Raw genomic sequence first — 25,328 nt, 5'->3', positions numbered from 1 at the left:
CCGGCACCGCTCGGGAGTTTTGTGCGGCCGGGGTCTTTGGCAAGATTGCCTGAAGGGCTGATCCGGACTATCCTTTTCATCACGAGGGTGCGGGGTGGCGCACAAGGAGGCTTGGGATGTTCAAGAGGATGCTGACCGCTGCGGCGGCGCTATGTTTGATGACCGGGTCGGCCTCGGCTTTGGACTTCGGCACCGGGGTATACGGCTCCCTGTTCGGCGGGGCGGGCAGCGGCCAGACCGTCGAGCCCGGCGTCTCGGGGAATTCCGACTCGGGCACCATGGTGCTGAAGGGCGCGCGGACCTACGGCGGCGCGCTGGGGTTCTCGCCGATGCCGGGGGTGCGGGCCGAGCTTGAGATCGCGCACCGCCGTGCCGGGATATCGAGCTACGTCGACCACAGCGGCTATTTCGAGGGCAGCAGCAGCGCGAACCTTGCGGGCAGCAGCGACAGCCTGTCGTCGCTGTCGCTGATGATGAACGTCTGGCGCGATGTCGAACTGTCGCCGACGGTCGGCATGCACTTCGGCGGCGGCGTCGGGCTGTCGCAACTGCACCTGAACCTCGCCTCGATCAGTGTGCTGAACGACCCGTTCGACAGCACCAAGATGGCGGCCGCCGCGCAGCTTGGCCTCGGGGTTGATGTCAAGGTCGGGGATCGGGCGACGCTCTCGCTCGACTACCGCTACTTCGTGACCAACGCCGCGACCTTCACCAGCGCGGGGGGCGGCAACACGGTGCATCAGGGGTTCCGGGATCAGGGCATTCTGATCGCCTTGCGGATCCCCCTCGGCGGTCCGTGACCGGGGCGCCATCGCCCGCCTTCGCCGCGGCCGCCCTGTCGCTTGATCTTGCGCGCGAAGGCTGCGCGCCCGCCTGTCGCGCCTATCATGGCACGCGGATGCTGCTGCGCGCACTGCGCCTGACCTCGGAACCGTCCGACCAGCGGGAGTTCTTCCGCGCGGCGCTTGGCGCGCTGCCCGACCCGGCCGAGGTCGTGATCTCGGGCTCCAGCGACACCGGGATGCCCGAGCTTGTCGCGGGGCTGACGGCTGGGCGTGGCGGCCGCATTACCGTGGTGGACCTGTGCCCGACCCCGCTGCGCCTGATCGACGCGGTGCTGGCGCCGGATGACGCGCGCCTGCGCACCGTCTGCGCCGATATCCGCGACTTTCCTGGCACGGGCGGGGCGGACGCGCTGGTGTCGCATTCGTTCTTCGGCCAGATCGCGCCGCAAGGTCGGCCCGCAGTGCTGGCAAGCTGGTTCCGCCTGCTGCGGCCGGGCGGGGTGGTGGCCACCGTGAACCGCCTGCACCCGGCGGGCGGGCGGCGCGGCTTTGACCCCGCGGCCGGGGCGGCGCTGGCCGCCGAGGCTGACCGGCGCCTTGTTGCCTCCGGCGCGGCGCCGCTGTTCGATCGGGCGGCGTTGCGGGCCGACCTCGCGGCCTATGCCGCCAACCGCGTGTCCTATCCGGTCGCCTCGGTCGCGGCGCTGACCGATCTGTTCACCGCCGCGGGCTTCACGGTGGTTTCGGCCGAGGCCGTGCAGGGGCCGCAGCGCGTCGCGGGGCTGTCGGGCCCCTCGCTGGCCACCGGCGGCGTCTATTGCCACCTCGTCGCGCGGCGCCCCGAGGCGGTCACGCCAGATCGCTGACGAAGACCTCGAACTTGCCGCCCGCGCCGCGCGGCAGTTCGGGCACCCGGACCAGCGCCACCGCCATCGGCACCGGCAGCGCCGCCTGCACCAACGCGGTCAGCGCCGCCACCTCGGCCTCGGTCAGGTCGCGCGGGCTGACGAACCGCGTCTCGATCCGGTCGAGCGCGGTCTGGCGGAACTGCTGGGCCAGCACCGGCGCGACCGACTGGAACCGGCGCGTGCCGAAACTGGGCCAGAACCGCCCGCGCGCCGTCACCAGCAGGTTGCGATCACGCCCGAGGATGCGTTGCAGCACCGGCCCCGCCCGCCCGCAGCCACAGGGCGGGGCCTGCACCGCATGGTCGCCCACCGCATAGCGGATCAGCGGCTGGGCGAAATTGGCCAGCGTGGTCACCAGCACGCGCCCCGGCTGGCCGGGCGGCAGCGGCACCCCGCCATCGTCCACCACCTCGATATGGGCAACCTCGGTGGGGATGTGGTAGCGGCCGTGGGTCGGGCACTGCATCGCGATGATGCCGCATTCCTCGGCGGAATAGACATCGTCGATGCCAAGGCCCCAGACCGCCTTCACCTGCGCCCGCAGCGGATCATCCACCGTTTCGCCCAGCGTGGTGATACCGCGCAGGCCGGGAATTTGGCCCGAGCGTTCGGCGCTGGCCGCAATGTCGCGCAGGATCGAGGGATAGGTCATCAGGTAATCCGGCCCGACCCGCGCGAGCCAGGCGAACACCTCGTCGGTCGATCCCGCCTGCGCATCCAGCGCGTGGCGCGGGCCGGTGCGGAACGGAAAGCCGTCGCGGTCGGCCCAGTGGTCGGTCGTCTCGCCGTCCGGCAGGCGGGCGGCCGGGCTGGAGAGCTTGCGGATCACCGCGAGGCGGCCGGTGAAGTCGCGCCGCGCCCAGACGGCGGCGCGCAGGGCCAGCACCTTCTGCCAGTGGTTCGAGATGTTGGTGGTCATCACCGTGACCGGCTCGCCGGTGGAGCCTGACGAACGGCGCAGGGTTTCGCTGCGGTGCCCCGGTGGCAGGGTCCGGGCGAGCAGATCGGCGCGGTGCTCGCGCAGATCCTCGCGCGTCAGCACCGGCAGCGCGGCCCAGGCCGCCGTGCCGGGGCGCGGCGCGTCGGGGCCGAGCGCGGCGAAGGCGCGCTGGTAATGCGGCACCTGCGCCCGGGCGAAGGCGACCACCTGCCGGATCTGGTGGTCCCGCGCGGCGGCGATGGCGGGCGCGCTGCGGTCCTGTTCGGCCAGCATCCGTTCCTGAAACGCAAAGGTTTCCTGCGCCACGGCGTCGGGCAGAACGATGTCGCGCCAGCGCAGTAGCCAGCGGATGTCCTTCTGCCCGGCCTTCACCCGCCCGGCCCCCACGGCAGCAGTGGCAGCACGGCCCCCAGCAGATGCACCAGAACCACCTCCGACAGGACCAGCGCCACGGCGCCGAGCGCCAGCGTCGTGGCCAGCGTGGCGCCCAGGCTGCGTGCCAGCACCAGACCGAAAACCGGCAACCCCAACCGCGGGCTCAGCGCCACCAGCAGCAGCGCGGCCAGCACCGGCCAGGGCCGCCCGATGCCGCCAAGGTCCACCGGCGGCGCGGCCTGAGGCGGCGCGGTGGCGGCCGCGCCGCTGAACGCCTCCGACAACGCCGCGGCCACCATCACCGCCGCGACCAGCGCCGGGGCGGCCAGCAGCGCCGGGGTGCGATGCCACAGCATCGCGTCGGCCAGCACGGCACCGCCCGCCAGGGCCGCCGCCAGCACCGCGAAGGTCGCCCTGCCGCTCATCCCGTGCCTCCCCGCAGGCGCCGCCCGACCTCGCGCCCGATCAAGGCCAGCGCCGCCAGCAGCAGGATAACCACGACGGGGCGCCGCAAGAAGGGCCACCCATAGGCGGCGTAAGAGATATTGCCGTAGACCTCGACCGCCGGGCCCAGCACGAAGCCCAGAATGAAGCCGGGGCGGCTGTAGCCGGCGTTCAGCATCACGACGCCCAGCGCGGCGAAGGCGAGGCAGGTGCGCAGGTCGGCGACCTGCCCGTGCAGGCCCAGCACGCCGATCAGCGTCACCACCGTGACCAGCGGCGCCAGGATGCGCGGCGGCGTCGCCATCAGGCGCACCAGCAGCGGCGCCGCCACCACGACCAGCGCGCTGCCGATGACGTTGGACAGCAGCAGCGTCAGCGCCACGCCCACCGCGATTTCGGGGTGGCGGCCCAGCAGGGTCGGCCCCGGCGTGATCCCCAGCATCAGCAGCGCGCCATACAGCACCGCCATGCCCGCGCCGCCCGGCACGCCCAGCACCAGCGTCGGGATGATGTCGCCGCCCTCCTTGGCGTTGTTGCTCGCCTCGGCCGCGACGATGCCGTCCAGTCGGCTTTCGGTGTCGCGCTGGCCGGGCGGGCGGCCCGCGCCGCTGGCGGCATAGGACAGGAACGAGGCCACCGACCCGCCGATGCCCGGCAGCACGCCGACCAGCCAGCCGATCGCGCCGGATCGCAGCACGATCCGCCAGCGCAGCCGCACGTCCTGCCAGCCCATCCGCATCGCGTCGCGGCCGATCCGCCCGGTGCCGAAGGCCACGCGGCCACGCTCGGCCGCCAGGCGGATCAGTTCCGGCCCGGCAAAGAGCCCGGTCGCCACCGGCAACAGCCCGAACCCGTCGAGCAGCGGCGGAAACCCGAACCACAGCCGCGGCTCGCCGGTCGCGTTCTGCATGCCGACAAAGCTGCACATCAGGCCGAGCCCGACGGCGATCAGCCCGCGCCGCAGCGTGGCGCTGCCCAGCCGGGCGGCGATCACCAGACCCAGCACGCAGACGGCGAAAATCTCCGGCGCCCCGGCCAGCCGCACCAGCGCCAGCGACACCGGCAGCGTCAGCACCAGCAGCACGAACCCGACCGCCCCGCCAAAGGCCGAGGCGATGGCGATGGCCGCGATGGCGCGCGCCATCCAGCCGGTACGGGCCAGCGCGTGACCATCCTCCACCGTCGCCGCGTTCGACGGCGTGCCCGGTATCCCCATCGCGATCGCCGTCACCGCGCCGCCGGTATCCGACACCGAATGGATCGCGATCAGCAGCACGACGCCGCTCAGCGGGTCCATCTGCACGGCCAGCGGTGCCGCCAGCACCAGCGCGGTCAGCCCGGTGACGCCGGGCAGGCTGCCCATGAAGATGCCCCAGACGGTGCCGCCGACCAGGGCCAGGGCAAGCGACGGAAGATCCAGGGGAAGCCCGCCCATCCCCGCTCAGTAATACTTGGCCAGCACGACCTGCAGCAGGCCGGGCAAGCTGTCGCCCTGCGCATGGGCCAGCGCGCCGGCCACGTTGGCCGCCACCGTTTCGGGCGGCACATAGGCGAACCGCCGCCCCTGCGCCGCCGCCCCGGCCAGAAAGGCCGGATCGCTGAGGATCGCCTGCACCGTCGCGCGCAGCGTGGCCACCCGGTCGGGTGGCGTTCCCGGCGCCACGATCAGCGTGCGGCTGAGCGTCGTCAGCCGGATCACGAAATCCAGCCAGCCGACCCGCACCTGCGGCCCGGCCAGTTCATAGATCGTCGGCACATCGGGGATCAGCGGGTTGCGCGCCTGCGACAGCACGGCCGCGATCCGCACGGTGTCGGGGCCGGTCGCGGGCAGCGCGGAGTCCAGCGACACCGCCGCCGCGTCGGCCTCGCCCCGCACCAGCGCCGCGATCGCCTCGCCGCTGCCGCCGTAGCCGGTGACGATGCGCGACCGCAGGCCGAACGCCTCGGACACCAGCGCCGCCGCCACCGCCAGATTGTCGGTCTTGCCCAGCGCCGACCAGCGCACCGGGCCGGGCGTGGCGCGCCCCGCCAGCGCATCGGCCAGGAGCCCGGCGTTGGGGCCGGTTGACGGCACCAGCAGCACCCGGTCATCCGAGGCGATGCCGCCGATCCAGACCAGATCCGTCAGCTCGAACCGCGCGCCGGTGAAGCCCGTGATCCTGGCGGTGACCGCCGCCGAGACATTGGCCAGCGTCAGGTCCAGCCCGTCCGGCGAGGCCGTCACGACGTCGTTGATCACCGCCAGCCCGCCCGCCCCCGGCTTGTTGACCACCACCACCGTCGCCCCGAGGCGGGCCGCAAGGGGCGGCGCAAGCAGGCGCGCCAGCGTATCGTAGCCCCCGCCCGCACTGGTGCCGACGATCAGACGGACCACCGCGCCGCGATACGCATCGGCGGCGCCCGGTCCGGTCTGGGCCATCAGCCCCGACGGAACGCACAGACCCAACAGCATTGCGGCTAGCAAAGTCCGCCTTTGTCGGGCCAGTCGTCCCCGCAACATTCCGATCCTCCCGGCTGATGTGATACAACGCTAGCACGGATCAAAGACCGGGCAAGCCGCGATCCGGCCTGCATGGCCGCGCCCGGTCAGTGGCCCGCGCCGCGGTCACCCCAGCCAGGGCATCGCAAGCCCGCCATAGGCCGCACCCGCCATCGCCACCCCGGCCACCGCGACCGCGATCGCCCCGAACACCATCCGCCAGGATCGCGCGATCATCGCCACCGACAGCAGCACGATCGCCATCTGAAGCGCCGTCTCGCCGGTCTCATAGCCTTCACCCGCCGTCGCGGCCTTCAACCCGGCGGCGCGTTGTGCGGTGCCCGCGTCCTGCAACTGGCCGATGCCGTGTCCGGCGGCATCGGGCGCGCGCAACTTCTGCGCCTGATCGGCCCAGTCCTTGCGGTCGCTGTCCGCAGCCGTCGCGGTTGCCGCCGCGGTCTTGTAGATCGTCTCGCGCACGATCTTGGCCTGCATGTAGGCGAAGGTATCCGAGGCTTCGATGCCGCGCAGCACGCTTTCCCGCGCCGCCCCGGCCGCGGCCATATGGACCACGGCCAGCGTCACCGCGAACAGCCCCACCATCAGCGATACCCGATCGCGAAACCGCCTTTCCTCCAGCCGGTCCGCCGTCTCGGCGGCCGTGCGGTCGGTTCCGCTGCGCTCGACCGCCTCCTCGATCAGATCCTTGGCTTCATCGGCGTCAATCATGAAAAACCTCGCGGGTGCAGGGGAAGGGACGGGATTCGGTCACCGGGCGCACCATGATGCACCTCGTCGGCGCCGTCGATGGACCCGATGAGCCGGAATCCGCCGCACCGGCATGGCGGCCGATGAACGGCGGGTTCCGATCAATTGCGTTTACGGCGAAGTCCGGACTGGCTAGCCTTTACCGGCATGGCCCGGTTCGGGCTGCGACAAAGAGGATTGTCCCGTGATCGCCCACGAAATTGCCCCGATCGCGAATTCGCTCTGGACGGCGACCGCCAATTCCGCCGTGACATCCGTGCCGCTGCAAGGCGATGCCGAGACGGATGTGGCGATCATCGGCGGCGGCTACACCGGCCTGTCCGCTGCGCTGCATCTGGCCGAGGCAGGGGCCCGCGCGACGTTGCTGGAGGCGGAAACACCCGGATGGGGGGCATCGGGGCGCAATGGCGGACAACTGAACCCGGGGCTGAAGGAAAACCCCGACGCCATCGAGGCCCGCTTCGGCGCCGGGATCGGGGGCCGGTTGGTGCGCCTGTCGGGTGGGGCGGCGGACTTTGTCCTTGCGCTGATCCGCCGTCACGCGATTGCCTGCGACCCGGTGCAGACCGGCTGGATTCAGCCGCTCCACACCCCGGCGGCGCTGGCGGCGGCACAGGAACGGGTCGCGCAATGGGCGCGGCGGGGCGCGCCGCTGCGGATGCTGTCACGCGCCGAACTCGCGGCCCTGCTGGGCACCGACGCCTATGTCGGCGGAAGCATCGACGCGCGCGGCGGCAATCTGCACCCGCTGAACTACGCGCTGGGGCTGGCGGTGGCCGCGCAGCACGCCGGGGCGGTGCTGCATTGCCACAGCCGCGCGACGCGGCTGGATCGGGTCGGCGACGGCCATGTGATCCAGACCGCCGCCGGGCGGCTGCGGGCCCGGCAGGTAATCCTGTGCACCAATGGTTACACCGATGGACTCGCCCCGCCGCTGGCGCGGACGCTGGTGCCGGTCCGCTCGATCCAGGTCGCGACGGCGCCGCTGGGGGATGATTTGCGGCGCCTGGTCCTGCCGGGCGGGCAGGCCGCGTCAGACAGCCGCAAGCTCTTGCTCTATTACCGGATGAGCCCGGACGGGCGGTTCATCATGGGCGGGCGGGGCGCGTTCGGGGCTGCGGGCACGCTGCGGCTGCTGGACCGTTTGCGCCGCGTCTCGGTGCAGCTTTATCCGCAGCTTGGCGCGGTCGAGTGGCCCTATGCCTGGGGCGGCAATGTCGCGATGACGGTCGATCACTATCCGCACCTCAACCGGCTGGGGCCGGGGGTGATGGCGGCGGTTGGCTACAACGGCCGCGGGGTGGCGATGGCAACGGTGCTGGGCAAGGTGCTGGCCGACTGGGCCACCGGCATGCCCGAGGGCGAGCTTGATTTCCCGGTCAGCGCGCCACAACCGATCCCGTTTCACCTCCTGCGCAAGCCCGCCGTCAGTGCGACCGTCGCCTGGTATCGCCTGCGCGAGCAGTTCGGGCTCTGACCGTGCCCGCCCTCGTGACCGCATGGGGGGCTTTCACTCGGTCGCCGCGTCTGCGCCGCCCAGCGTCTCGATGAACGACGAAAACAGCTCGCCCTGCGAGTTGATCCGCAATTTCGCGTAGATGTTGCGCCGGTGGATGCGCACCGTGCCCGAGGCGATGTCGAGGATCCGGCCGACCGCATCGGCCGAGTGGCCTTTGAGCGTGTATTCCACCACCTCGCGTTCGCGGGCGGTCAGCACGCCCGCGCCGAAGGTCTGGAACGCGTGCTTCACATCGGGGTGTGGCGGGGCGCGCACGGGGTCGGCGGGTCGGGGCGCGAAGTCGGCCCAGTGCCGCCGACAGCAGGCCGCGATGATCGGGGTCAGCAGCTCGAATTCGCGAAACTCGCGCGCGGAAAACGGCCGCTCGGCGCGCATAAGCGAGACCACGATCATCGCACTGTCGGGAAAATCGACAAAGTAACCGATTTCCTCGGCAAGGCCGGTCTGGACATAGTAGTTGCGGAAATACTCGCCCTGATAGAACCGATCCGGCGCCAGATCGCGCATCCGGTAAAGCCGGGCGGGAACCGGCTGCACGCTGGCCAGGTAGAAAGGGTCGAGCAGATAGGGCCCCTCCTGATAGTCGGTGACGAAGACCCGGCGCTTGTCCGCCGGGAAATCATCATGAAGATCAATGGGCCGTGCCGCGCCGCGATAGCCGAAGATGACGGTGAAATCATAAGGCGCGGCCGCCTTCAGAAGCTGCGAAAGCGCGGTGCCGAACGCCGGTTTACCGATCGCCGCGATGGTGCGGGCAATCGCGTGGAGCCAGACGTCATCCTGCATCGCGCGCGATCGGCAGGCGGCTATATCCCAAACGTGATATATACATCGAAATGCGTGTTCCGTAGGCTTTCCATGTTTTCAGGTGGTATGCGCCCCCGGCCGCAAACTCAAGGCTTCATCCCGAAAGGAGCATCTTCCGGTGACCGACCAGAAACCGATCGCGGCGTTCCGTTCGGCATCGAAGATGTTCGGCGCGGTGCGCGCGGCCAACCGGATCGACCTTGAGATCCGCAAGGGCGAGTTCATCTCGTTCCTCGGCCCCTCGGGCTGCGGCAAGACGACGGCGCTGCGGATGCTGGCCGGCTTCGAGGCGCCGACCGAGGGCGAGGTTCTGCTGGATGGCGAGCGCGTCAACGACACGCCGCCGCATCGTCGGCCGGTCAACATGGTGTTTCAGCATTACGCGCTGTTCCCGCATCTGACGGTGTTCGACAACATCGCCTACGGGCTGCGGCAGCGGCGGCCAAGACCGGGCCGCGCCGAAGTGGCGGCAAAGGTCGAAGCCGCGCTGGAAACCGTCCGCCTGCCCGGTTATGGCGCGCGCCGGACATGGGAGATGTCGGGCGGCCAGCAGCAGCGGGTCGCGCTGGCGCGGGCGCTGGTGAACGAACCCAAGCTGCTTTTGCTGGACGAACCGATGGCGGCGCTGGACCGCAAGCTGCGCCGCGAGATGCAGATCGAGTTGCAGACCCTGCAACGCCAGTTGGGCATCACCTTCGTTCTGGTCACCCACGATCAGGAAGAGGCGCTGTCGATGAGCGACCGCATCTGCATCATGCGCAGCGGCAGCATCGTTCAGGTCGGATCGCCGAAAGACCTCTACGACCGGCCCAACAGCCGCTATGTCGCCGATTTCGTCGGCAAGTCGAACTTCTTCGAGGGGCGCCTTGGCGATGTCGCCGCGGGTATCGGGGCGGTCGAGATGGCGAACGGGATGCGCTTGTTCGGCCAGGTTCCCGCAGGCATGGCGGCGGACGACGCGGCCTGTCTGAGCGTGCGGCCCGAACAGATCCGGCTGGCGCAGCCGGTGGCAGGGGATGCGCCGCAAGACCCGTTGGCGCTGCGTGTGCGCATCCGCAACCGGATCTTTCTTGGCGAACACACGGAATACCTCGTCCATCACGAGCGGCTCGGGGATTTCCTCGCGCTGGTGTCGCGGCAGGCCGAAGCCAGCAGCGGCGGCTACGAGACGGGGCAAGAGGCCTGGGCCACCTGGCCACAAGACGGGGCCCTGATCCTGCAAGGCAACTGAGCGATGAACGTCCAACAGCAAGGGGAATGAAAATGTCTGACAACAACGATTACATCACCCGCCAGAAGTTCATGGAGGAACTGCGCCGCTATCAGCGCGGATCGGTGACACGCCGGCATTTCCTGGGCGTGACCGGGCTTGGCGCCGCGGCGGCCGTTCTGGGCGCCGCAATTCCGGCCTTGCGCCCGAAGCCCGCCTATGCCGAGGGCAGCATCGGCGACCGGGTCGTGCTGGCCACCTGGCCGAACTATCACGACATGAAGAACTTCGACGATTTCGCCGCCAAGACCGGCGCCAAGGTGCAGGTCAACGTCTTCGGCTCGAACGAGGAGATGCTCGCCAAGCTGCAGGCCGGTGGCAGCGGCTGGGACGTGTTCGTGCCCACCAACTACGCCATCAGCACCTATGTCGGCGCGGACCTGATCATCCCGATCGACCTGGCGAAGGTGCCGCACTACGACCCCGCGTCCTTCGACCCCCGCTTCGCCGGGCCGGGCACGGTGAACGGCAAGCTTTACGCGCTGTCGAAAGACTGGGGCACCACCGGCTATGCGGTGAACACCAAGCACAGCGGCGGCACCAAGATGACAACCTGGAAGCAGTTCTGGGATCTGACCATGACCGACTTCTCGGGCCGCACGATGGTGCATGACTACCAGCTGACGGTGATCGGCAATGCGCTGAAATACTACGGCTATTCGTTCAACTCGCTGGACCCCAAGGAACTGGCCGACGCCGAGAAGCTGCTGATCGCCGCCAAGCCGCACCTCTTTGCGATCAACTCGGACTATCAGCCCTCGATGCGCAATGGCGATGCCTGGCTGACGATGTGCTGGACCGGCGACGCCAAGCAGTTGCACGCCGACATGCCCGAGATCGAGTATGTCATCGGCAAGGAAGGCGGCGAGATCTGGAGCGACTTCTACGCCATCTCGAAGGCTGCCCCGCACATGGACGCGGCCTACGCGCTGGTCGATTTCCTGCTGACGCCGGAGATCAACAAGAAAGAGGTGCTGGCGCATGGCTATCCGGTGGCGGACTCGCGCGTGACGGCGCTGCTGTCGCCCGAGATGCTGAATGACCCGATCATGTATCCCGCCAAGGATCTGCTGACCCCGCTGGAGTTTGGCGCGGCAGCGACGCTGACCGACCCGAACCGGGCCGAACTGATGGCGCGGTTCAAGTCGGCTTGATCCGGGGGGCATGACGATGCGGACACAGGTCAGGAACTGGTTGCTGCTGGCACCGGCGGGGGCATGGTTCTTCTGCATGCTCGTCCTGCCCCTTGTGGTCGTGTTCGTCTTCAGCTTCGGCGAGCGGGGGCCGGCCGGCGGCTATGTCCCCGCTTTCACACTCGACCAGTACCTGAACCTTCCGGCGCGCTGGACGGCGTTCAAGAACACCATGACGCTGGCGCCGGTCGGAACCCTGCTCGCCCTGCTGATCGCCTATCCGCTGGCCTATTTCCTGGCGATCCGGGTCACGCCGAAGTGGCGGATGATGCTGCTGGTGCTGGTGATCGTGCCGTTCTGGACCAGCATCCTGATCCGCAGCTACGCCTGGATCTTCATTCTGGGCGGTCGCGGCATCCCCGCGCTGCTAGCGCTGATCGGGCTGCCGGACGTGCGGCTGATCAACACGCCCTTCGCGGTGCTGGTCGGCATCGTCTACGGCTATCTGCCGCTGATGGTGTTTCCGATCTTCGTCAGCCTCGAGCGGCTCGACAAGCGCCTGCTGGAAGCCTCGGCCGATCTGGGCGCGACGCCGTGGCGCAGCTTTCTGCAAGTGACGTTGCCGCTGTCGATCCCCGGCGTCGCCACCGGCTGCATGCTGGTCTTCATCCTGCTGATGGGGGAATTCCTGATCCCGGCGATGCTGGGCGGCGGCAAGGTGTTCTTTGTCGGCAACGCGCTGGTCGACCTGTTCCTGCAATCGCGCAACTGGGCCTATGGCTCGGCGGTCGCGGTCGCACTGGTCGCGGTGATGCTGCTGACCGTCACGCTTTACATGCGCTTCGTGCGGCGGTTCGGGGCCGACCGCGACGACGTCTCGTTGATGTAGGGGCCGACATGCGGATTTACGCGCTCGCCGTCTATCTGTTCCTCTATGTCCCGATCGGGATCATCGTGCTGTTCAGCTTCAGCGCGGGGCACAACGCGAGCCAGCTTCAGGGCTTTTCGATCCAGTGGTATGGCAAGGCGCTGTCCGACCCCTTCGTGATGGATGCGCTGCGCACCAGCCTGACGGTGGCGCTGGTTTCATCCGGGGCGGCGGGCGTCTTCGGCACGATGGCGGCCCTGTCGCTGCAGACGATGCGCGGGCGGTTCCGCACCATCTTCGACGCACTGATCTACATCGCGGTGATGGTGCCCGGCATCGTGATCGGCATCGCCACGCTGATCGCCTTCGTGACGGTGTTCGGCTGGCTCAATCCGATGCTGCAGGCGATCTGGCCCGCAGGCTCACCCGCGCCGCAGTTCGCGATGGGCTACGGCTCGCTGATCGCCGCGCATACGCTGTTCTCGATGGCACTGGTCATCATCATCGTGCGGGCGCGCATCGCCGGGATGGACCGCAGCCTGACCGAAGCCTCGGCCGACCTCTACGCCACCCCCTGGGGCACCTTCCGTCAGGTCACGCTGCCGATGATCTTTCCGGGCATTCTGGCCGGCGTCCTGCTCAGCTTCACCTTCAGCTTTGACGATTTCATCATCGCGTTCTTCGTTGCCGGGTCCGAGACGACGCTGCCGATCTATGTGTTTTCCTCGATCCGGCGTGGCGTGACGCCCGAGATCAACGCGATCGGGTCGATGGTCCTGACCGTCTCGCTGATCGTGCTGATCACCGCGCAGGTCATCCTGCAGCGCGGGCGGCGCAAACCGGAGTGATGCGGCCCCAGTCAGAACCGATGCCATCATGATGCTGCGCGGACGGATCGCCTTTGTGACCGGGGCCGGATCGGGGATCGGGCGCGCCGGTGCCCTGGCGCTGGCGCGCGAGGGGGCCGTGGTGGTCGTCACCGACAGGGACGCCGCCAGGGCGCACAGCGTCGCAGCAGAAATCCGGGCGACGGGCGGCCAGGCCGACGCGCGCGGGCTTGATGTGGCCGACGACCGTGACCTGACCGACGCGATCGACCAGGTCGTTGCCGCCCGCGGGCGCCTCGACATCCTGCATTCCCACGCGGGGGTGCAGATCCCCGGAAGCCTCGAAGACGTCGATGCCTGCGGCATGGATATGTCCTGGGCCTTGAACGTGCGGGCGCATTTCATTGCCGCGCGGGCGGCGGTCATCCATATGAAACGCCAGGGCAAAGGGTCGATCATCGTCACCTCCTCGAATTCCGGCGTGCAGTATGACCGCGGCATGATCGCCTATGCGACCACCAAGCACGCAGTGATCGCGATGACGCGCCAGATCGCGGTGGACTACGCGCGGTTCAACATCCGCTGCAATGCGCTGTGCCCGGGCTTTGTCGATACCCCCTTCAACGCCGGCTTCGAGCAGCAGATGGGCGGACGATCCTTTCTGGAAACCTATGTGCGCGACAGCATCCCGATGCAGCGGTGGGCCACGCCGGAGGAGATCGCCGACGGGATTGTCTACCTCGCGTCGGACCGGTCGTCGTTCATGACCGGACAGGCGCTGGTCATCGACGGCGGTGAGTGCCTCTGAAGAGGGCGTGTTCGCCTTGACGTGCCCATAGCCGAGGCGGACAGTTCAATCGCACTGGACAGGGAGAGAGCGGGACATGGCGACGCAACTTCAGGTGGTGCCCGCGCGACGCGGGCGGGCGGTGCGGCTGGCCAGCGGGCAGGCGATCCAGATCATCAACACGCATGGTCAGCAGGTGGTGGATACCTGGTGCTTCAATGCCGACGACATGGCGGAGTTCCTGTCGATGGAGCATCTGCACGCCAGCCTGCAGGGGATCTTCCCCGGCCGCGGCGACGCGCTGGTCACCAACCGCCGCCGCCCGATCGTGATCCTTGAGGAGGATACCTCGCCGGGCCGCCACGACACGGTGATCGCCGCCTGCGACGTGCATCGCTACGCTCTGCTCGGCTGCCGCGCCTATCACGACAACTGCACCGACAACCTGCACGCGGCCCTCGCGGGGATCGGGTTTCGGGCTCAGGAAACCCCCGCCCCGCTCAACCTCTGGATGAACATCCCCATTGCCGCCGACGGGCGCATCGCCTGGGGCGAACCGCTCTGCAAGCCGGGTGACTTCGTGATCCTGCGGGCCGTGCTGGACTGCGTTGTCGTGATGTCGACCTGCCCGCAGGACATGATCCCGATCAACGGCGCCGCCTGCACCCCCACCGAAGTGCATTACCGCGTGGTGGACTGAGCAGGCGCGGGCCGCGTGTCGGCCTTTCAGGTCTTCGTCGCGCGCGGATGAGAGCGGCCCCGAGGGGCGCCTGACCTGCCCTCGTCGGCGCCGCTCCGCGCGTCAGGGCTGGACGCCGGGCGCATCGGCGCGCAAGCATCGCGCCACCGAGCCCAGCCAGAGATCGCGCATGTCAGCCCCAACCCACATGGCCCCAACCCACATGACCCCCGCCGATGTCGCCCGGGCGGTCGGCGTCGCGCTGATCTGGGGGATGGGTTTCGTCGTTGCCAAGGGCGGCACCGAGGACTTTCCACCGATCCTGATGCAGGCGCTGCGGTTCGTCGTCACCTCGGCGGTGCTGGTGGGTTTTCTGCCGCGGCCGCGGGGCAACCTGCGCTGGCTGATGGTGGCGACCTTTGTCGGCGCCACGGTGCAATACGCATTGACCTTCACCGGCCTCGCCGGGCTTGGCGCGGGACTCGCGGCGCTGGTCGTGCAGACCGAGGTGCCGTTCCTCGTGCTCCTTGGCGCGCTCCTGCTGGGCGAGCGGCCGACGATGCGGAAATGGGTCGGCATCGTGATCGCCTTCGCCGGGGTGGCCGAGATCGCCGGGGTCGGACAGATCCGGGGATCGCTCGGCTCGATCCTTCTGGTGATCGGCGGCGCCTTCACCTGGGCGCTGGGGCAGGTGGTGGTGCGCAAGCTGCGCGGCCTCGACGGCCTGGCCGTCACCGGCTGGATCGCCGTGCTGGCGGTGCCGCAGCTTTTCATCTGCTCGTTCCTGTTCGAAACCGGCCAGCGCGCGGCCCTGCTGTCGGCGGGGCCGCGGGTCTGGCTGACGGTGCTTTACCTCGGCCTTGTCATGCAGGCGCTTGGCTATTCGTGGTGGAATGCGCTTCTTGTGCGGCACGAGGTCGGGCAGGTTGCCCCCTACCTGCTGCTGTTGCCGGTGTTCTCGGTCCTCGGCGGCATTGTCTTTCTGGGCGAGCGGCTCGATCCCTCGCATCTGCTGGGGGGGGCGGTTGTGCTCGCGGGGGTCGCGCTGATCACGACCGACCGGCGCCGACGCATTGCGGCGGGGGTGCCGGTGGGGGCGCCGCCGGATTGACGGGGCAGGGGCCTGAACGGCAGGACCGGCGCGATGTGCCGGACGCCGCCCCGGACCTAGAGCCGCTTCAGCCCCATGCTGCCCTCGATCTGCCCCCGAAGATTGTCACCGGTGCGATGATCGCTCGGGGTCTTGGGCACTGTCACTGCATTCAGTCCGACGAAGCCATCTTGCGGCTCCAGCCGGATGTGCTTGTTGTCCGCCTTCCTCTGATAGCCGTGGCGGGCAAGCAGTGCGGGTACGGCCGAGGCAAGCTTGCCCGAGTCTTTGGTCGCGCGCCGCAGGTCTTCGCGCAGTTCGGCCAGTCCGGCCGAAGGTGGCAGGCTCTCCAGCGCCTTGCCGAACAGGGCGAGGCTGCGGCTGTCCCACCCCTGATCGGCGCCTCGTGCAACAATGTCGGTCAGGGCGGCCCGCAGGCGGTCGTTGAACTCACCGTCGTAAAGCTCCGGGCCGATCGACTGTGCCAGACCTCCACCGGAAACGATGGCCACCGGCCCGGCTTCTGCGCGGTCGCGGAATTCGGCGAGTGCGGCTTCAAGCTCCGCAATGCGTTCGTCCTTGGTGGCCAGTTCCGCGTCGTAGAGCGATGTCGTTTCCTCTGCCGTCAGACGGTTCTTCTCGCGGTCCCGCTGGTGGCGGAGGACGGCGTCCTGAAGGTCCAGCCAATCCCAGCCGCCTGTCTTGCCCATCTGGGTTCGCAGGTCCAACGCAGTCGCCCGGACCTCCTGCGCCAAGGTGGCCGTGTCGGAAATCGCCCAGCCCAGAAACAGCCGCCGGACAAACCCGCGACCGGGAACCGCGATGCCGATGGTTCCGCCATAGGCATTGCGGCCTGCCGACACGTCCCTCAGCGCAAAGGAGAACTCGCGCGTGGGCTCGACCATGACATGGGCAACGCCCGACAGATCGCGCGCAAGTTTCTCGATCTCCGGTTCCGGCAGCGCCCAGCGGCCTTGCCCGAGCGCCGACAGATAGACAACCGGCAGATGGCGGCTTGCACCTCCGTCAATGACGGCAAGCGCCTGCAACAGTCCGTCGTCTCCGGTGCGGATCCGGTGCGGGCGATCCTGCACGATGAGTGACCCATCGGGGCCGTCATCCCCTCTTCGACCAGCGCCTTAACCAGGACCGGCCGCCTGGGCGGCTGCAAGTACGCGACGCCTGCCGTCGCAAGGCACTGCCCCCGCACCCGAACGACACCCTCCGCCCCGCCGGTCTGTCGCAAGACGCCTTCGGTGCGCCAGGTTCGGCCTTCCGCATCCGGGATGTCATGCCGGAACCCCGCCGCCGTGCCGGTATCGGTGACCAGACGGAGAATGTGCAGCGTCTCGCCGGATGGCGCGCGCAGCGACGGGCCGTCGCCTTGAAGATCGCTGCCAGTCGCGCTGTCAAGGATGCGGCTGTCCCTGATCCCCCTGATCCATGCGATGACCGAGGCCACGAAACGGGTGGCGTCAAGGCTGGCGGTTACGGGAAGCTCGGTTGCGAACAGCGACATGGCAACAGGAACGTCGATCAATCCCGGCGTGTCAACACCCTTGCCCGGCGCCCCTTACGCGTTGAACAGGAAGTGCAGCACGTCGCCGTCCTTCACCTCGTAGGTCTTGCCCTCGATGCGGAACTTGCCGGCCTCTTTCGCGCCCGCTTCGCCCTTGCCCGCCACATAATCGGCATAGGCGATGGTTTCCGAGCGGATGAAGCCGCGCTCGAAGTCGCCGTGGATCACACCGGCGGCCTGCGGGGCCAGCGTGCCCTTGGGGATCGTCCAGGCGCGGGCCTCCTTGGGGCCGACGGTGAAATAGGTCTGCAACCCCAGCAACTCGTAGCCCGCGCGGATCAGCCGGTCCAATCCCGCCTCGTGCAGGCCCATCTCTTCCAGGAACATCGCGGCCTCGTCGGGGGCAAGCTGGCTGATCTCTTCCTCGATCCGGGCCGAGATCACCACCGCGCCCGCGCCCTGCGCGGCGGCCATTGCGGCGACCTTCGCCGACAGCGCGTTGCCCGAGGCGGCCGCGGATTCCTCGACGTTGCAAACGTAGAGCACGGGTTTCGCGGTCAGCAGTTGCAACAGGCCCCAGGCGCGGCGGTCATCCTCGGCCACCTTCAGGGTGCGGGCGGGGCGGCCCTCGTTCAGCGCGGCCTGTGCGGCGCGCAGCAGGCGGTCCTGATCCACCGCGTCCTTCTCGCCGCCGCGCACCTTGCGGGCGAGGCCGGGCAGGCGGCGCTCGATCGACTCGAGGTCCGACAGCATCAGTTCGGTCTCGATCGTTTCGGCATCGGCCAGCGGGTCGATCTTGCCCTCGACATGGGTGATGTCGGCATCCTCGAAGCAGCGCAGCACATGGGCCACCGCATCGCATTCGCGGATATTGGCGAGGAACTGGTTGCCCAGCCCCTCGCCCTTGGACGCGCCGCGCACCAGCCCCGCGATGTCGACGAAGGTCATCCGGGTCGGGATGATCTGCTTCGATCCGGCAATCGCGGCCAGCGTTTCCAGCCGGGCGTCGGGCACGGCGACCTCGCCCACGTTCGGTTCGATGGTGCAGAACGGGAAGTTCGCGGCCTGCGCGGCGGCGGTTCGGGTCAGCGCGTTGAAGAGCGTGGACTTGCCGACGTTCGGCAGCCCGACGATGCCCATCTTGAAACCCATGACCGTCCCCTTCTTGCGCTGACGCGCCGCTTCTAGGGGAGGGGCGGGGGCTTATCAAGCGGCTCTGATTGCCGTGCTCGGAAAACCGGGTCAAACTGCGGTTGTGATACACTGATAGTTCAGTTCGCCTTCAGCCTTGAGCCCGAGGTCGTTCAGTGTACCCTTTGAACGCAACGTTCTGTCAGTTCGTCAGCTAAAACGGAGACTATATGGACCCGCGAGTAATCCTAATTCTGGTCTTGCTCCTCGCTGCGCCGGTCTTTTTCACTTTCTGGCTTAAGGCAAGGGTGAAGTTGAAAAGGATGGCTGTTGCTGTGGCGAATGATGCTGCGCAGAAGGCCGCAGAGTTGACGAGGACGCAGGCAGACGAGACCAAGGCCAAGGCAGAGGCGACGGACCTCCGAAACAAATATGGTGCCGTCATCTCTCAGGAGGCCGAGGTCGCGAGGCTGCGGGGCGAGGCAGAGGAAATCGGAAGGAAGATCGAAGTCCTGCGCGCATCTTATGCCCAGAAGCGCGAGCTTCTCGACCGGCTCGAACAACAGGTGGCGATCTACGATGAGCGCCTCGCCTTTGCTGAACTGGGGGTTTACGAGCCGCATTTCGAGTTCAATGACAGTGAGGTCTACAAGGCGCGCATCATCGAGGTCCGTGAACGCCAGAAGGCGATGATCTCGGTAAAGCAGGCCGCACATTGTCCAACCGAGTGGACAGTGGAGAACAGCAAGGCCAAGGGCCAGGTGATGATCAATCGTCAAACGCGACTGACCATGCGGGCTTTCAACAACGAGTGCGAGGCGACGATTGCCAACGCGCGCTGGAACAATGTCGTAGCGATGGAGAGGCGCATCCTCGCTGCACAGGCATCAATCGACAAGGAAAACACCTCGCTCCGGTTGACCCTGTCAGATGGCTATGTCGCTTTGAAGATCGAGGAGTTGCGGCTTACCCACGAATACAGGGAACGATTGAAGGTTGAACGCGAGGAGCATGCCGAGATGGCGCGCGCAGAACGTGAAGAGAAGCGGCTGCTCGTCGAGACCGAAGTTGCGGAGCGTGAAGAGCAGAAATATCAGGATATGCTCACACGGGCCCGAAAGCAGGCTGGCGCCGACGGTGGCACGGAAGCGATGAAGAAGCGAATTTCCGAATTGGAGGCGTCTCTCAAAGAGGCCCAAGCCACTAGTGAACGCGCGCGCGCGATGGCTGAGATGACCCGCTCCGGCTACGTCTATATCATATCGAATGTCGGATCTTTCGGCGAAGATGTAGTGAAGATTGGCCTCACGCGCCGACTCGATCCAGACGACAGGGTGCGCGAACTCGGCGACGCCAGTGTTCCTTTCAGTTTTGACACACATGCAATGATCTACAGCGAAGAGGCACTTGCCCTAGAGTTTGCCCTTCATCGGCAATTCGCCGACCGGCGTATCAATATGTCGAACAATCGCAAGGAGTTCTTTCGGGTGCAACTGGACGAGGTCGAAGAGGCCGTGACACGCTTGGCGCCCGAGGCCAGCTTCTTCAAGGACCGCGAGGCTCAGGAATGGCGCGAGACGTTGGCACGTCGAAACCAGACTTTACTTGAGCTGCTGACGCCCTTGGGCGATCTTCCCGCATCAATCTAGTCGTTCAGGGGTGTAGCATTTTGGCATTCGCTGTGGTTTCCCGCTCCGGTCTCGCTGGGCCCCAGGTCGGCTTCGCGATGCTCACCGACCGCTTCGGCACGCACTGGATCATCAGCGCGGCGCCTTGATTTCCGCCGCGCTTTTCTGCACATCGGGGCAAGCTTGCACAGAGGACGCCTCATGACCCGCATCGACCGGAAATTCGCCGCCCTCGGGGCCGAGGGCCGCAAGGCGTTCGTGGCCTACATGATGGCGGGCGACCCTGATCTGGCGACCTCGGCCGCGATCATGGCGGGGCTGTCGGCCGCCGGGGTCGACATCATCGAACTGGGGATGCCCTTCACCGACCCGATGGCCGATGGCATCACGATCCAGCTTGCGGGTCAGCGCGCGCTGGCGGGGGGGCAGACGCTGCAAAAGACGCTCGACATGGTGGCGGCCTTCCGCAAGGGCGACGATGTCACGCCGATCGTGCTGATGGGCTATTACAACCCGATCTTCTCGCGCGGGGTGCCGCGCTTTCTGGTCGATGCCAAGGCCGCCGGGGTCGATGGCCTGATCGTCGTCGACCTGCCGCCCGAGGAGGATGCGGAACTCTGTCTGCCGGCGCAGAAGGCCGGGTTGAACTTCATCCGCCTCGCCACGCCGACGACGGATGACAAGCGGCTGCCGAAGGTGCTGACCAATACCTCGGGCTTTGTCTACTATGTCTCGATCACCGGGATCACCGGCGCGGCGGCGGCGCAGGCGACCGATGTCGGCCCCGAAGTGGCGCGCATCAAGGCGAAAACCGACCTGCCGGTGATCGTCGGCTTCGGCATCACCACGCCCGAGACGGCGCAGGCCATCGCCTCGGTTGCCGATGGCTGCGTCGTGGGGTCGGCCATCGTCAAGGAGATCGGCGCGGGCAAGAGCCCGGCCGAGGTTCTGGCCTTCGTCGCAACGCTCGCCGCCGGAACGCATCGCGCCTGACCGGGCGAGGGGGACGCCCGTGGAGAGTGCCGACCGCGCCTTGCTGACCGCCCTGTTCGACGCTGCGGTGCGTGCCGCTGATCCCGCAGCGGCGTTGCAGGGCAACCTGCCCGCGCGCCCCGAAGGCCGCACGGTCGTGGTCGGCGCGGGCAAGGGGGCCGCGCAACTGGCCCGCGCGTTCGAGACGCTGTGGGATGCGCCGCTTTCGGGCGTCATCGTCACCCGCTATGGCTACGCGGGGCTCTGCGATCGTATCCGCGTGCTGGAGGCGAGCCATCCGGTGCCCGATGCGGCGGGGCTTGCCGCCTCCGCCGCGCTGCTGGAGGCGGTCGCCGGGCTGACGGCGGATGATCTGGTGGTGGCGCTGATCTGCGGCGGCGGCTCGGCGCTGTTGCCCTGCCCGCCGGGCGATCTGACGCTGGCGGACGAGGCCGACCTGAACCGCGCGCTGCTGGCCTCGGGCGCGCCGATCGGCGTGATGAACGCGATCCGCAAGCAGGTCAGCGGGATCAAGGGCGGCAGGCTGGCGCTGGCCGCATTCCCGGCCAGGGTCGTCAGCCTAGTGGTGTCGGATGTGCCGGGCGATGATCCGGCGCAGGTCGCATCCGGCCCGACGGTGCCGGACCGGGTCAGCCGGGCGGATGCGCGGGCGATGGTGTCGGCCTGGCGGATCGACCTGCCGCCGAAGGTGGCCGCCTGGCTTGCGGGCGAGGCGGGCCTTGCGCCCGACCCGGCCGACCCGCGCTTTGGCGGGAACGAGGTGCGCGTGATCGCCTCGGCGCGGCTGTCGCTGGAGGCGGCGGCGGCCGAGGCTGCGCGCCACGGCATTCCTGCCGCGATCCTGTCGGACGCGATCGAGGGCGAGGCGCGCGACGTGGGTCGCGTCCATGCCGCGATCGCGCGCGAGGTTGCTGCGCGCAACCGCCCGTTCCCGCGCCCGGTGGTGATGTTGTCGGGCGGCGAAACCACGGTGACGCTGCGCGGGTTGGGCAAGGGCGGGCTGGGCAAGGGCGGGCGCAACAGCGAGTTCCTGCTGGCGCTGGCGCTGGCCGCCGAGGGGGTGCCCTTCGCCGCCCTGGCCGCCGACACCGATGGCATCGACGGGACCGAGGACAACGCGGGCGTCTTCGCCGACGGCGGCAGCATGGCGCGGCTCAGGGCGCAGGGCGCCGACCCGGCCGCGCTGCTGGCCGCGAACGACGCCTGGACGGCATTTCACCGGCTGGCTGACCTTTTCGTGCCCGGCCCCACCGGCACCAACGTCAACGACTTCCGCGCCATCCTGATCCGCTGAGGGCGAGGGGGCAAAAAGGCCTGTCGCCGCGACACCACGCACCGGCGGCGAGCCGCGCAGGTGACCGCTTCGGCGTTGCATCCGGCGCGGGTTTGGTATCTCAAGGCGAAGAATGGGCGGCCTCGATGGCCGTCGGAAGGAAAGGGTGCACAAGGGTGCCTGAGTTGCGTTTCGAACCGGGGCGGACCCGGCAGCGGCAGGCCCGCGGTCTTCTGGTTGCAGCGGCCCTGATCGGGGCCTTCATCGCCCATCCGGCGCTGGCGGTGGAAACCCTGGCCGACCAGATGGCCGAATATGACGCCGTGGCGCCCAAGAGCATCATCCAGTTGCAGCCGTTCCGGCAGCAGACAACGGCGACGTTGCCCTCCGGCGATCCGGTGCGACTGATCTCGCTCAGCCCGCGGATCAATTCCTGGTTCCTGCTGACGCTCGGGGCGGATGGCGCGCCGGGCACCAGCAACTACCACATCGAAAACCCCGACCCGCGCGGGCAGACGGTGGCGCTGATTGCGGGCGCGGTGCCGCAGCTTGCGCTGGGCGGGCACGGCGGCGACGCGGTCTGCGCGCCCTGGGACGGCGACCCGACGCCGCTCGCCACCGCGCAGCAAAGCGGCCAGCCCTATGCGCCGATCTGCGACGGTCGGCTTTATCTGCGCAATCCGGTTTCCGGGTCGCGCTCGACGATGGAAGGCGTGACGGACTTTCTGCGCAGCAACATCTGGGGCGGCGACGCGGTGGTGAACTTCGTCAAGTCCACCTTCTACCAGGATGCGTTCGCCGAGACCGACAGCACCGTGGCCGAAGCCAAGGCGGGCGGGCCCGACGCGGGCCCCGGCGCGGCACCGCTCGACCCCGCGCTGGGCGCGCGGCCGGTGATCGGCACGCAGACCGACTTTGACCTGACCGGAGTCGATGGCAAGCGCATGGCGCTGGGCCTGTGGTATCCGGTCACCGGGCTTGACGGCGTCTATGCCAGTGCGATCCAGCCGCGCGTGATTGACCCCGCCGTTCTCCAGGGGCCGCGCCGCACCAATGCGCTCGACTCGGTGGAAGGCTCGGCCACCGACTATCTTGTGGCCTTCGACCTCAGCCGGTTCGATCTGGGCTTCGGGCTCGGCACCGACCACCCGCGGGTCAACTGGTCGCCCCGGCCCCCGGCCTCGGTGCAGAATTCCGCGCTGCCCGGCCCGGACGGCATCGGCAATGCGCGCCCGCTGGTGCGGCTCGGGATGGTCAGCCCGGCGGATTCGCGCAGGACGATCGCCACCTTCACCGCCGGGTTCAAGCGCGAACACGGCGCCTTCCGCGGCGGCCCGCTGGCGACGGTCAATTCCGGCTCGCACTACGGGTTCATCGAAGAGGGCACGATCTTCAGCAAGTTGCAGCCTGGCCTGTCCACGCTCTATGTGCTGGTCGATGGCACGATGAACATGAAGACCTGGACCACGGACGACAACGCGCTGCTGCCGCAAATCCGCTTTGCCCGGCAGAACGGCGTGCCGCTGGTCGAGCCCGATCCCGCCACCGGCCTGGGCATTCCGGGTGCCGATGTGACGCGCTGGATGAACGGCAACTGGTCGGGCTCGGCCGACGCCGACCTGCGCACGCTGCGCGCCGGGGTCTGCCTGCGCGATACCGGTTCGGCGCGCTATCTGATCTACGGCTATTTCTCGACCGCGACGCCGTCGGCGCTCGCGCAGGTGTTTCAGGCCTATGGCTGCAATTATGCCATGATCCTCGACATGAACGCGCTGGAACTGACCTACCTTTCGCTTTTCGTCCGCCAGGCCGGCGATGTGAAGGTGGAACATGTGGTGCCCGGCATGGCGCTGAGCGACAGCAAGGTGCAGGGGATGCGGCTGCCGCGCTTCATCGCGGTGCCCGACAGCCGCGACTTCTTCTACATGAAACGGAAGGATCCGGCGCCATGACCACTCACCGCCTGTTCGGGGCTGTTCTGGCGCTTGCGATGGCGGCGACTTCGGTCTGGGGCGAGACCCAACTGCAAGCCCTGAATGCGGTGCTCATGGATCAGATCGAGGCGGTCCGCCACCTGACGCCCGCGCAGATGGCCCGGCTGCGCGCCGTTTTCGCCGAATCCTCGATCATCGGGCAGGGCAACCCGGCGGTGACGCGCCACCCGATGACGCCCGAGGAATGTGCCGCGCGCATTCCGGGCGGGCCGCAAAGCTACGCCAACCCGCGGTTCGAGAAGATCTGCGGCGGCCCGTTCATGGCGCCGCTTTACGATCCGCGCACCCAGACACCCGAGCAGGCCACCGCCTGCATCGACCAGTTCGAGTTCCCCGACATCCCCTGCGCCTACCCCGTGGTCTGGGTGCAGGCCGAGGACGCCGCCGAGATTTGCAGCGCGATCGGCGAGCGCATTTGCGACGCGCATGAATGGGAGGGCGCCTGTGCCGGCGACCTGGAGCCGCCCGATTACCGTTTCGATCTGGCCCGCGGAGTGGACGCCGACACCGCGGTGAACCGGATGCGCGCCGCCCACAACGCCGCCGACGCCCCGACCGCAAGCTGGAGCTACGGCCCGACCTACCAGCGCGGCATCTGCGCGACCGACAGCATCAAGACGGCCGGTTGCAACGGCGGCAGCTTCACCGGCTGCGGGTCGAACACCTACCCGGCGGGCAGCTTCCCCGATTGCCACAGCGCACTTGGGGTCTACGACCTGAACGGCAACGCGGCCGAGCACATGAACCTGCCGCTGGCCCCCGATCAGATGGCGAGCGCGGGCTCGACCAAGCTTGGTGTGACCGAGATGAAGGGAAGCTGGTTCATCTTCGACAAGTTCCGCGCCCACCCCGACTGGTGCCGCTGGCGGGCGCCGTTCTGGCACGGCACCCGCGTGATGGACGAACGCAGCCACGAGAATTACCACCTCGGGTTCCGCTGCTGCAAGACGCTGGACTGACGCCGCGGCCTTGATCGGGATTCCTCGGTGGTCGCGTGAGTGATGCGGAAAACCGGACCCCGCCTTTCCCCGTCACGCTTTACCGTGAATTGCGTCTTATCTGGCACGAGACCATCAGAATTCGCCCAAGTTCTGGGGCGAATTCTGATTCT

At 68.3% G+C, this 25,328-nt stretch carries 23 protein-coding genes; 15 read left to right on the top strand and 8 right to left on the bottom strand.

The window, feature by feature from the left end:
- Positions 1-116 precede the first annotated feature (116 nt).
- On the top strand, positions 117-800 hold the full coding sequence (locus AC11WY_RS07605) for an outer membrane protein (RefSeq protein ID WP_482924093.1): 684 nt from the start codon (positions 117-119) through the stop codon (positions 798-800).
- Positions 797-1,651 (top strand): class I SAM-dependent methyltransferase, encoded by an 855-nt coding sequence (locus AC11WY_RS07600; protein WP_482924091.1) that lies wholly within the window; start codon positions 797-799, stop codon positions 1,649-1,651. The genes AC11WY_RS07605 and AC11WY_RS07600 overlap by 4 nt, the downstream gene beginning before the upstream one ends.
- On the opposite strand, the gene AC11WY_RS07595 is transcribed toward AC11WY_RS07600, so the two are convergent.
- From AC11WY_RS07595 to AC11WY_RS07575, 5 genes are all read right to left on the bottom strand, one after another.
- A complete protein-coding gene (locus tag AC11WY_RS07595) occupies positions 1,635-3,005 on the bottom strand; it encodes a phenylacetate--CoA ligase family protein (protein WP_482924089.1) in 1,371 nt (456 codons plus the stop codon). The two genes, AC11WY_RS07600 and AC11WY_RS07595, sit on opposite strands and share 17 nt — an antisense overlap.
- On the bottom strand, positions 3,002-3,433 hold the full coding sequence (locus AC11WY_RS07590; RefSeq protein ID WP_482924087.1) for a hypothetical protein: 432 nt from the start codon (positions 3,431-3,433) through the stop codon (positions 3,002-3,004). The genes AC11WY_RS07595 and AC11WY_RS07590 overlap by 4 nt, the downstream gene beginning before the upstream one ends.
- Positions 3,430-4,887, bottom strand: coding sequence for a tripartite tricarboxylate transporter permease (locus AC11WY_RS07585; RefSeq protein WP_482924085.1), 1,458 nt, complete (start codon positions 4,885-4,887; stop codon positions 3,430-3,432). The genes AC11WY_RS07590 and AC11WY_RS07585 overlap by 4 nt, the downstream gene beginning before the upstream one ends.
- Positions 4,888-4,893: 6 nt before the next feature.
- A complete protein-coding gene (locus AC11WY_RS07580) occupies positions 4,894-5,871 on the bottom strand; it encodes a tripartite tricarboxylate transporter substrate-binding protein (RefSeq protein WP_482924084.1) in 978 nt (325 codons plus the stop codon).
- 186 nt (positions 5,872-6,057) lie between these two features.
- The gene (locus AC11WY_RS07575) at positions 6,058-6,660 is read right to left on the bottom strand and encodes a DUF4337 family protein (RefSeq protein ID WP_482924082.1); all 603 of its coding nucleotides are present in this window, start codon (positions 6,658-6,660) and stop codon (positions 6,058-6,060) included.
- A 223-nt stretch (positions 6,661-6,883) separates the two neighbouring features.
- Between AC11WY_RS07575 and AC11WY_RS07570 the strand changes: the two genes are divergently transcribed.
- The gene (locus AC11WY_RS07570) at positions 6,884-8,176 is read left to right on the top strand and encodes an NAD(P)/FAD-dependent oxidoreductase (RefSeq protein WP_482924081.1); all 1,293 of its coding nucleotides are present in this window, start codon (positions 6,884-6,886) and stop codon (positions 8,174-8,176) included.
- 33 nt (positions 8,177-8,209) lie between these two features.
- Here AC11WY_RS07570 and AC11WY_RS07565 read toward each other — a convergent pair whose 3' ends face one another.
- The gene (locus AC11WY_RS07565) at positions 8,210-9,004 is read right to left on the bottom strand and encodes a helix-turn-helix transcriptional regulator (protein WP_482924079.1); all 795 of its coding nucleotides are present in this window, start codon (positions 9,002-9,004) and stop codon (positions 8,210-8,212) included.
- A gap of 184 nt (positions 9,005-9,188) precedes the next feature.
- On the opposite strand from AC11WY_RS07565, the gene AC11WY_RS07560 reads away from it, so the two are divergent.
- The 7 genes from AC11WY_RS07560 (at position 9,189) to AC11WY_RS07530 (ending at position 15,700) form a co-directional block, all read left to right on the top strand.
- Positions 9,189-10,256 carry an ABC transporter ATP-binding protein gene (locus tag AC11WY_RS07560; RefSeq protein WP_482924144.1) on the top strand — a complete coding sequence of 356 codons (1,068 nt, stop codon included), beginning with the start codon at positions 9,189-9,191 and terminating at the stop codon, positions 10,254-10,256.
- A 32-nt stretch (positions 10,257-10,288) separates the two neighbouring features.
- Positions 10,289-11,449: an ABC transporter substrate-binding protein gene (locus tag AC11WY_RS07555; RefSeq protein ID WP_482924077.1), complete on the top strand. Its 1,161-nt coding sequence runs from the start codon at positions 10,289-10,291 to the stop codon at positions 11,447-11,449.
- 16 nt (positions 11,450-11,465) lie between these two features.
- Entirely contained in the window at positions 11,466-12,317 is an 852-nt protein-coding gene (locus AC11WY_RS07550; RefSeq protein WP_482924142.1) for an ABC transporter permease, read from the top strand.
- 8 nt (positions 12,318-12,325) lie between these two features.
- Positions 12,326-13,144 carry an ABC transporter permease gene (locus AC11WY_RS07545; protein WP_482924076.1) on the top strand — a complete coding sequence of 273 codons (819 nt, stop codon included), beginning with the start codon at positions 12,326-12,328 and terminating at the stop codon, positions 13,142-13,144.
- Between the two features lie 28 nt (positions 13,145-13,172).
- On the top strand, positions 13,173-13,931 hold the full coding sequence (locus tag AC11WY_RS07540) for an SDR family NAD(P)-dependent oxidoreductase (protein WP_482924074.1): 759 nt from the start codon (positions 13,173-13,175) through the stop codon (positions 13,929-13,931).
- Positions 13,932-14,007: 76 nt separating this feature from the next.
- Positions 14,008-14,610, top strand: coding sequence for a DUF1989 domain-containing protein (locus AC11WY_RS07535; RefSeq protein WP_482924072.1), 603 nt, complete (start codon positions 14,008-14,010; stop codon positions 14,608-14,610).
- Positions 14,611-14,779: 169 nt separating this feature from the next.
- Positions 14,780-15,700, top strand: a complete 921-nt coding sequence (locus AC11WY_RS07530) for a DMT family transporter (protein ID WP_482924070.1) — start codon at positions 14,780-14,782, stop codon at positions 15,698-15,700.
- A gap of 56 nt (positions 15,701-15,756) precedes the next feature.
- Here the strand turns inward: AC11WY_RS07530 and AC11WY_RS07525 are convergent, their stop codons facing one another.
- Together AC11WY_RS07525 and ychF are read right to left on the bottom strand one after the other, a co-directional pair.
- Complete coding sequence (locus tag AC11WY_RS07525) at positions 15,757-16,773, bottom strand: hypothetical protein (protein WP_482924068.1); 1,017 nt, start codon at positions 16,771-16,773, stop codon at positions 15,757-15,759.
- Between the two features lie 479 nt (positions 16,774-17,252).
- Positions 17,253-18,350 (bottom strand): redox-regulated ATPase YchF, encoded by a 1,098-nt coding sequence (ychF, locus tag AC11WY_RS07520; RefSeq protein ID WP_482924066.1) that lies wholly within the window; start codon positions 18,348-18,350, stop codon positions 17,253-17,255.
- Positions 18,351-18,559: 209 nt separating this feature from the next.
- Here ychF and AC11WY_RS07515 point away from each other — a divergent pair, with 209 nt between their 5' ends.
- The 5 genes from AC11WY_RS07515 to AC11WY_RS07495 all read left to right on the top strand — a co-directional run bounded on the left by AC11WY_RS07515 (position 18,560) and on the right by AC11WY_RS07495 (position 25,176).
- Positions 18,560-19,978, top strand: a complete 1,419-nt coding sequence (locus AC11WY_RS07515; RefSeq protein ID WP_482924065.1) for an SNIPE associated domain-containing protein — start codon at positions 18,560-18,562, stop codon at positions 19,976-19,978.
- A gap of 180 nt (positions 19,979-20,158) precedes the next feature.
- Positions 20,159-20,950, top strand: coding sequence for a tryptophan synthase subunit alpha (gene trpA, locus AC11WY_RS07510; RefSeq protein ID WP_482924063.1), 792 nt, complete (start codon positions 20,159-20,161; stop codon positions 20,948-20,950).
- Positions 20,951-20,969: 19 nt separating this feature from the next.
- Positions 20,970-22,244 carry a glycerate kinase type-2 family protein gene (locus AC11WY_RS07505; protein WP_482924061.1) on the top strand — a complete coding sequence of 425 codons (1,275 nt, stop codon included), beginning with the start codon at positions 20,970-20,972 and terminating at the stop codon, positions 22,242-22,244.
- Positions 22,245-22,408: 164 nt separating this feature from the next.
- On the top strand, positions 22,409-24,175 hold the full coding sequence (locus AC11WY_RS07500; RefSeq protein ID WP_482924060.1) for a hypothetical protein: 1,767 nt from the start codon (positions 22,409-22,411) through the stop codon (positions 24,173-24,175).
- Positions 24,172-25,176, top strand: a complete 1,005-nt coding sequence (locus AC11WY_RS07495) for an SUMF1/EgtB/PvdO family nonheme iron enzyme (RefSeq protein ID WP_482924058.1) — start codon at positions 24,172-24,174, stop codon at positions 25,174-25,176. The genes AC11WY_RS07500 and AC11WY_RS07495 overlap by 4 nt, the downstream gene beginning before the upstream one ends.
- Positions 25,177-25,328: the final 152 nt, after the last annotated feature.

It is taken from the genome of Solirhodobacter sp., from assembly GCF_964715405.1.
The sequence above is the reverse complement of the archived record's forward strand: the minus strand, read 5'-3'. Positions and strand labels throughout refer to the sequence as shown.

What these genes read in the sequence shown, in the direction of transcription:
- AC11WY_RS07590 (WP_482924087.1), bottom strand. Translation starts at nt 3,433, where the DNA reads ATGAGCGGCAGGGCGACCTTCGCGGTGCTGGCGGCGGCCCTGGCGGGC.
- AC11WY_RS07560 (WP_482924144.1), top strand. Translation starts at nt 9,189, where the DNA reads ATGTTCGGCGCGGTGCGCGCGGCCAACCGGATCGACCTTGAGATCCGC.
- AC11WY_RS07555 (WP_482924077.1), top strand. Translation starts at nt 10,289, where the DNA reads ATGTCTGACAACAACGATTACATCACCCGCCAGAAGTTCATGGAGGAA.
- AC11WY_RS07575 (WP_482924082.1), bottom strand. Translation starts at nt 6,660, where the DNA reads ATGATTGACGCCGATGAAGCCAAGGATCTGATCGAGGAGGCGGTCGAG.
- AC11WY_RS07565 (WP_482924079.1), bottom strand. Translation starts at nt 9,004, where the DNA reads ATGCAGGATGACGTCTGGCTCCACGCGATTGCCCGCACCATCGCGGCG.
- trpA (WP_482924063.1), top strand. Translation starts at nt 20,159, where the DNA reads ATGACCCGCATCGACCGGAAATTCGCCGCCCTCGGGGCCGAGGGCCGC.
- AC11WY_RS07580 (WP_482924084.1), bottom strand. Translation starts at nt 5,871, where the DNA reads ATGGCCCAGACCGGACCGGGCGCCGCCGATGCGTATCGCGGCGCGGTG.
- AC11WY_RS07515 (WP_482924065.1), top strand. Translation starts at nt 18,560, where the DNA reads ATGGACCCGCGAGTAATCCTAATTCTGGTCTTGCTCCTCGCTGCGCCG.
- AC11WY_RS07585 (WP_482924085.1), bottom strand. Translation starts at nt 4,887, where the DNA reads ATGGGCGGGCTTCCCCTGGATCTTCCGTCGCTTGCCCTGGCCCTGGTC.
- ychF (WP_482924066.1), bottom strand. Translation starts at nt 18,350, where the DNA reads ATGGGTTTCAAGATGGGCATCGTCGGGCTGCCGAACGTCGGCAAGTCC.
- AC11WY_RS07540 (WP_482924074.1), top strand. Translation starts at nt 13,173, where the DNA reads ATGATGCTGCGCGGACGGATCGCCTTTGTGACCGGGGCCGGATCGGGG.
- AC11WY_RS07605 (WP_482924093.1), top strand. Translation starts at nt 117, where the DNA reads ATGTTCAAGAGGATGCTGACCGCTGCGGCGGCGCTATGTTTGATGACC.
- AC11WY_RS07495 (WP_482924058.1), top strand. Translation starts at nt 24,172, where the DNA reads ATGACCACTCACCGCCTGTTCGGGGCTGTTCTGGCGCTTGCGATGGCG.
- AC11WY_RS07530 (WP_482924070.1), top strand. Translation starts at nt 14,780, where the DNA reads ATGTCAGCCCCAACCCACATGGCCCCAACCCACATGACCCCCGCCGAT.
- AC11WY_RS07550 (WP_482924142.1), top strand. Translation starts at nt 11,466, where the DNA reads ATGCGGACACAGGTCAGGAACTGGTTGCTGCTGGCACCGGCGGGGGCA.
- AC11WY_RS07535 (WP_482924072.1), top strand. Translation starts at nt 14,008, where the DNA reads ATGGCGACGCAACTTCAGGTGGTGCCCGCGCGACGCGGGCGGGCGGTG.
- AC11WY_RS07545 (WP_482924076.1), top strand. Translation starts at nt 12,326, where the DNA reads ATGCGGATTTACGCGCTCGCCGTCTATCTGTTCCTCTATGTCCCGATC.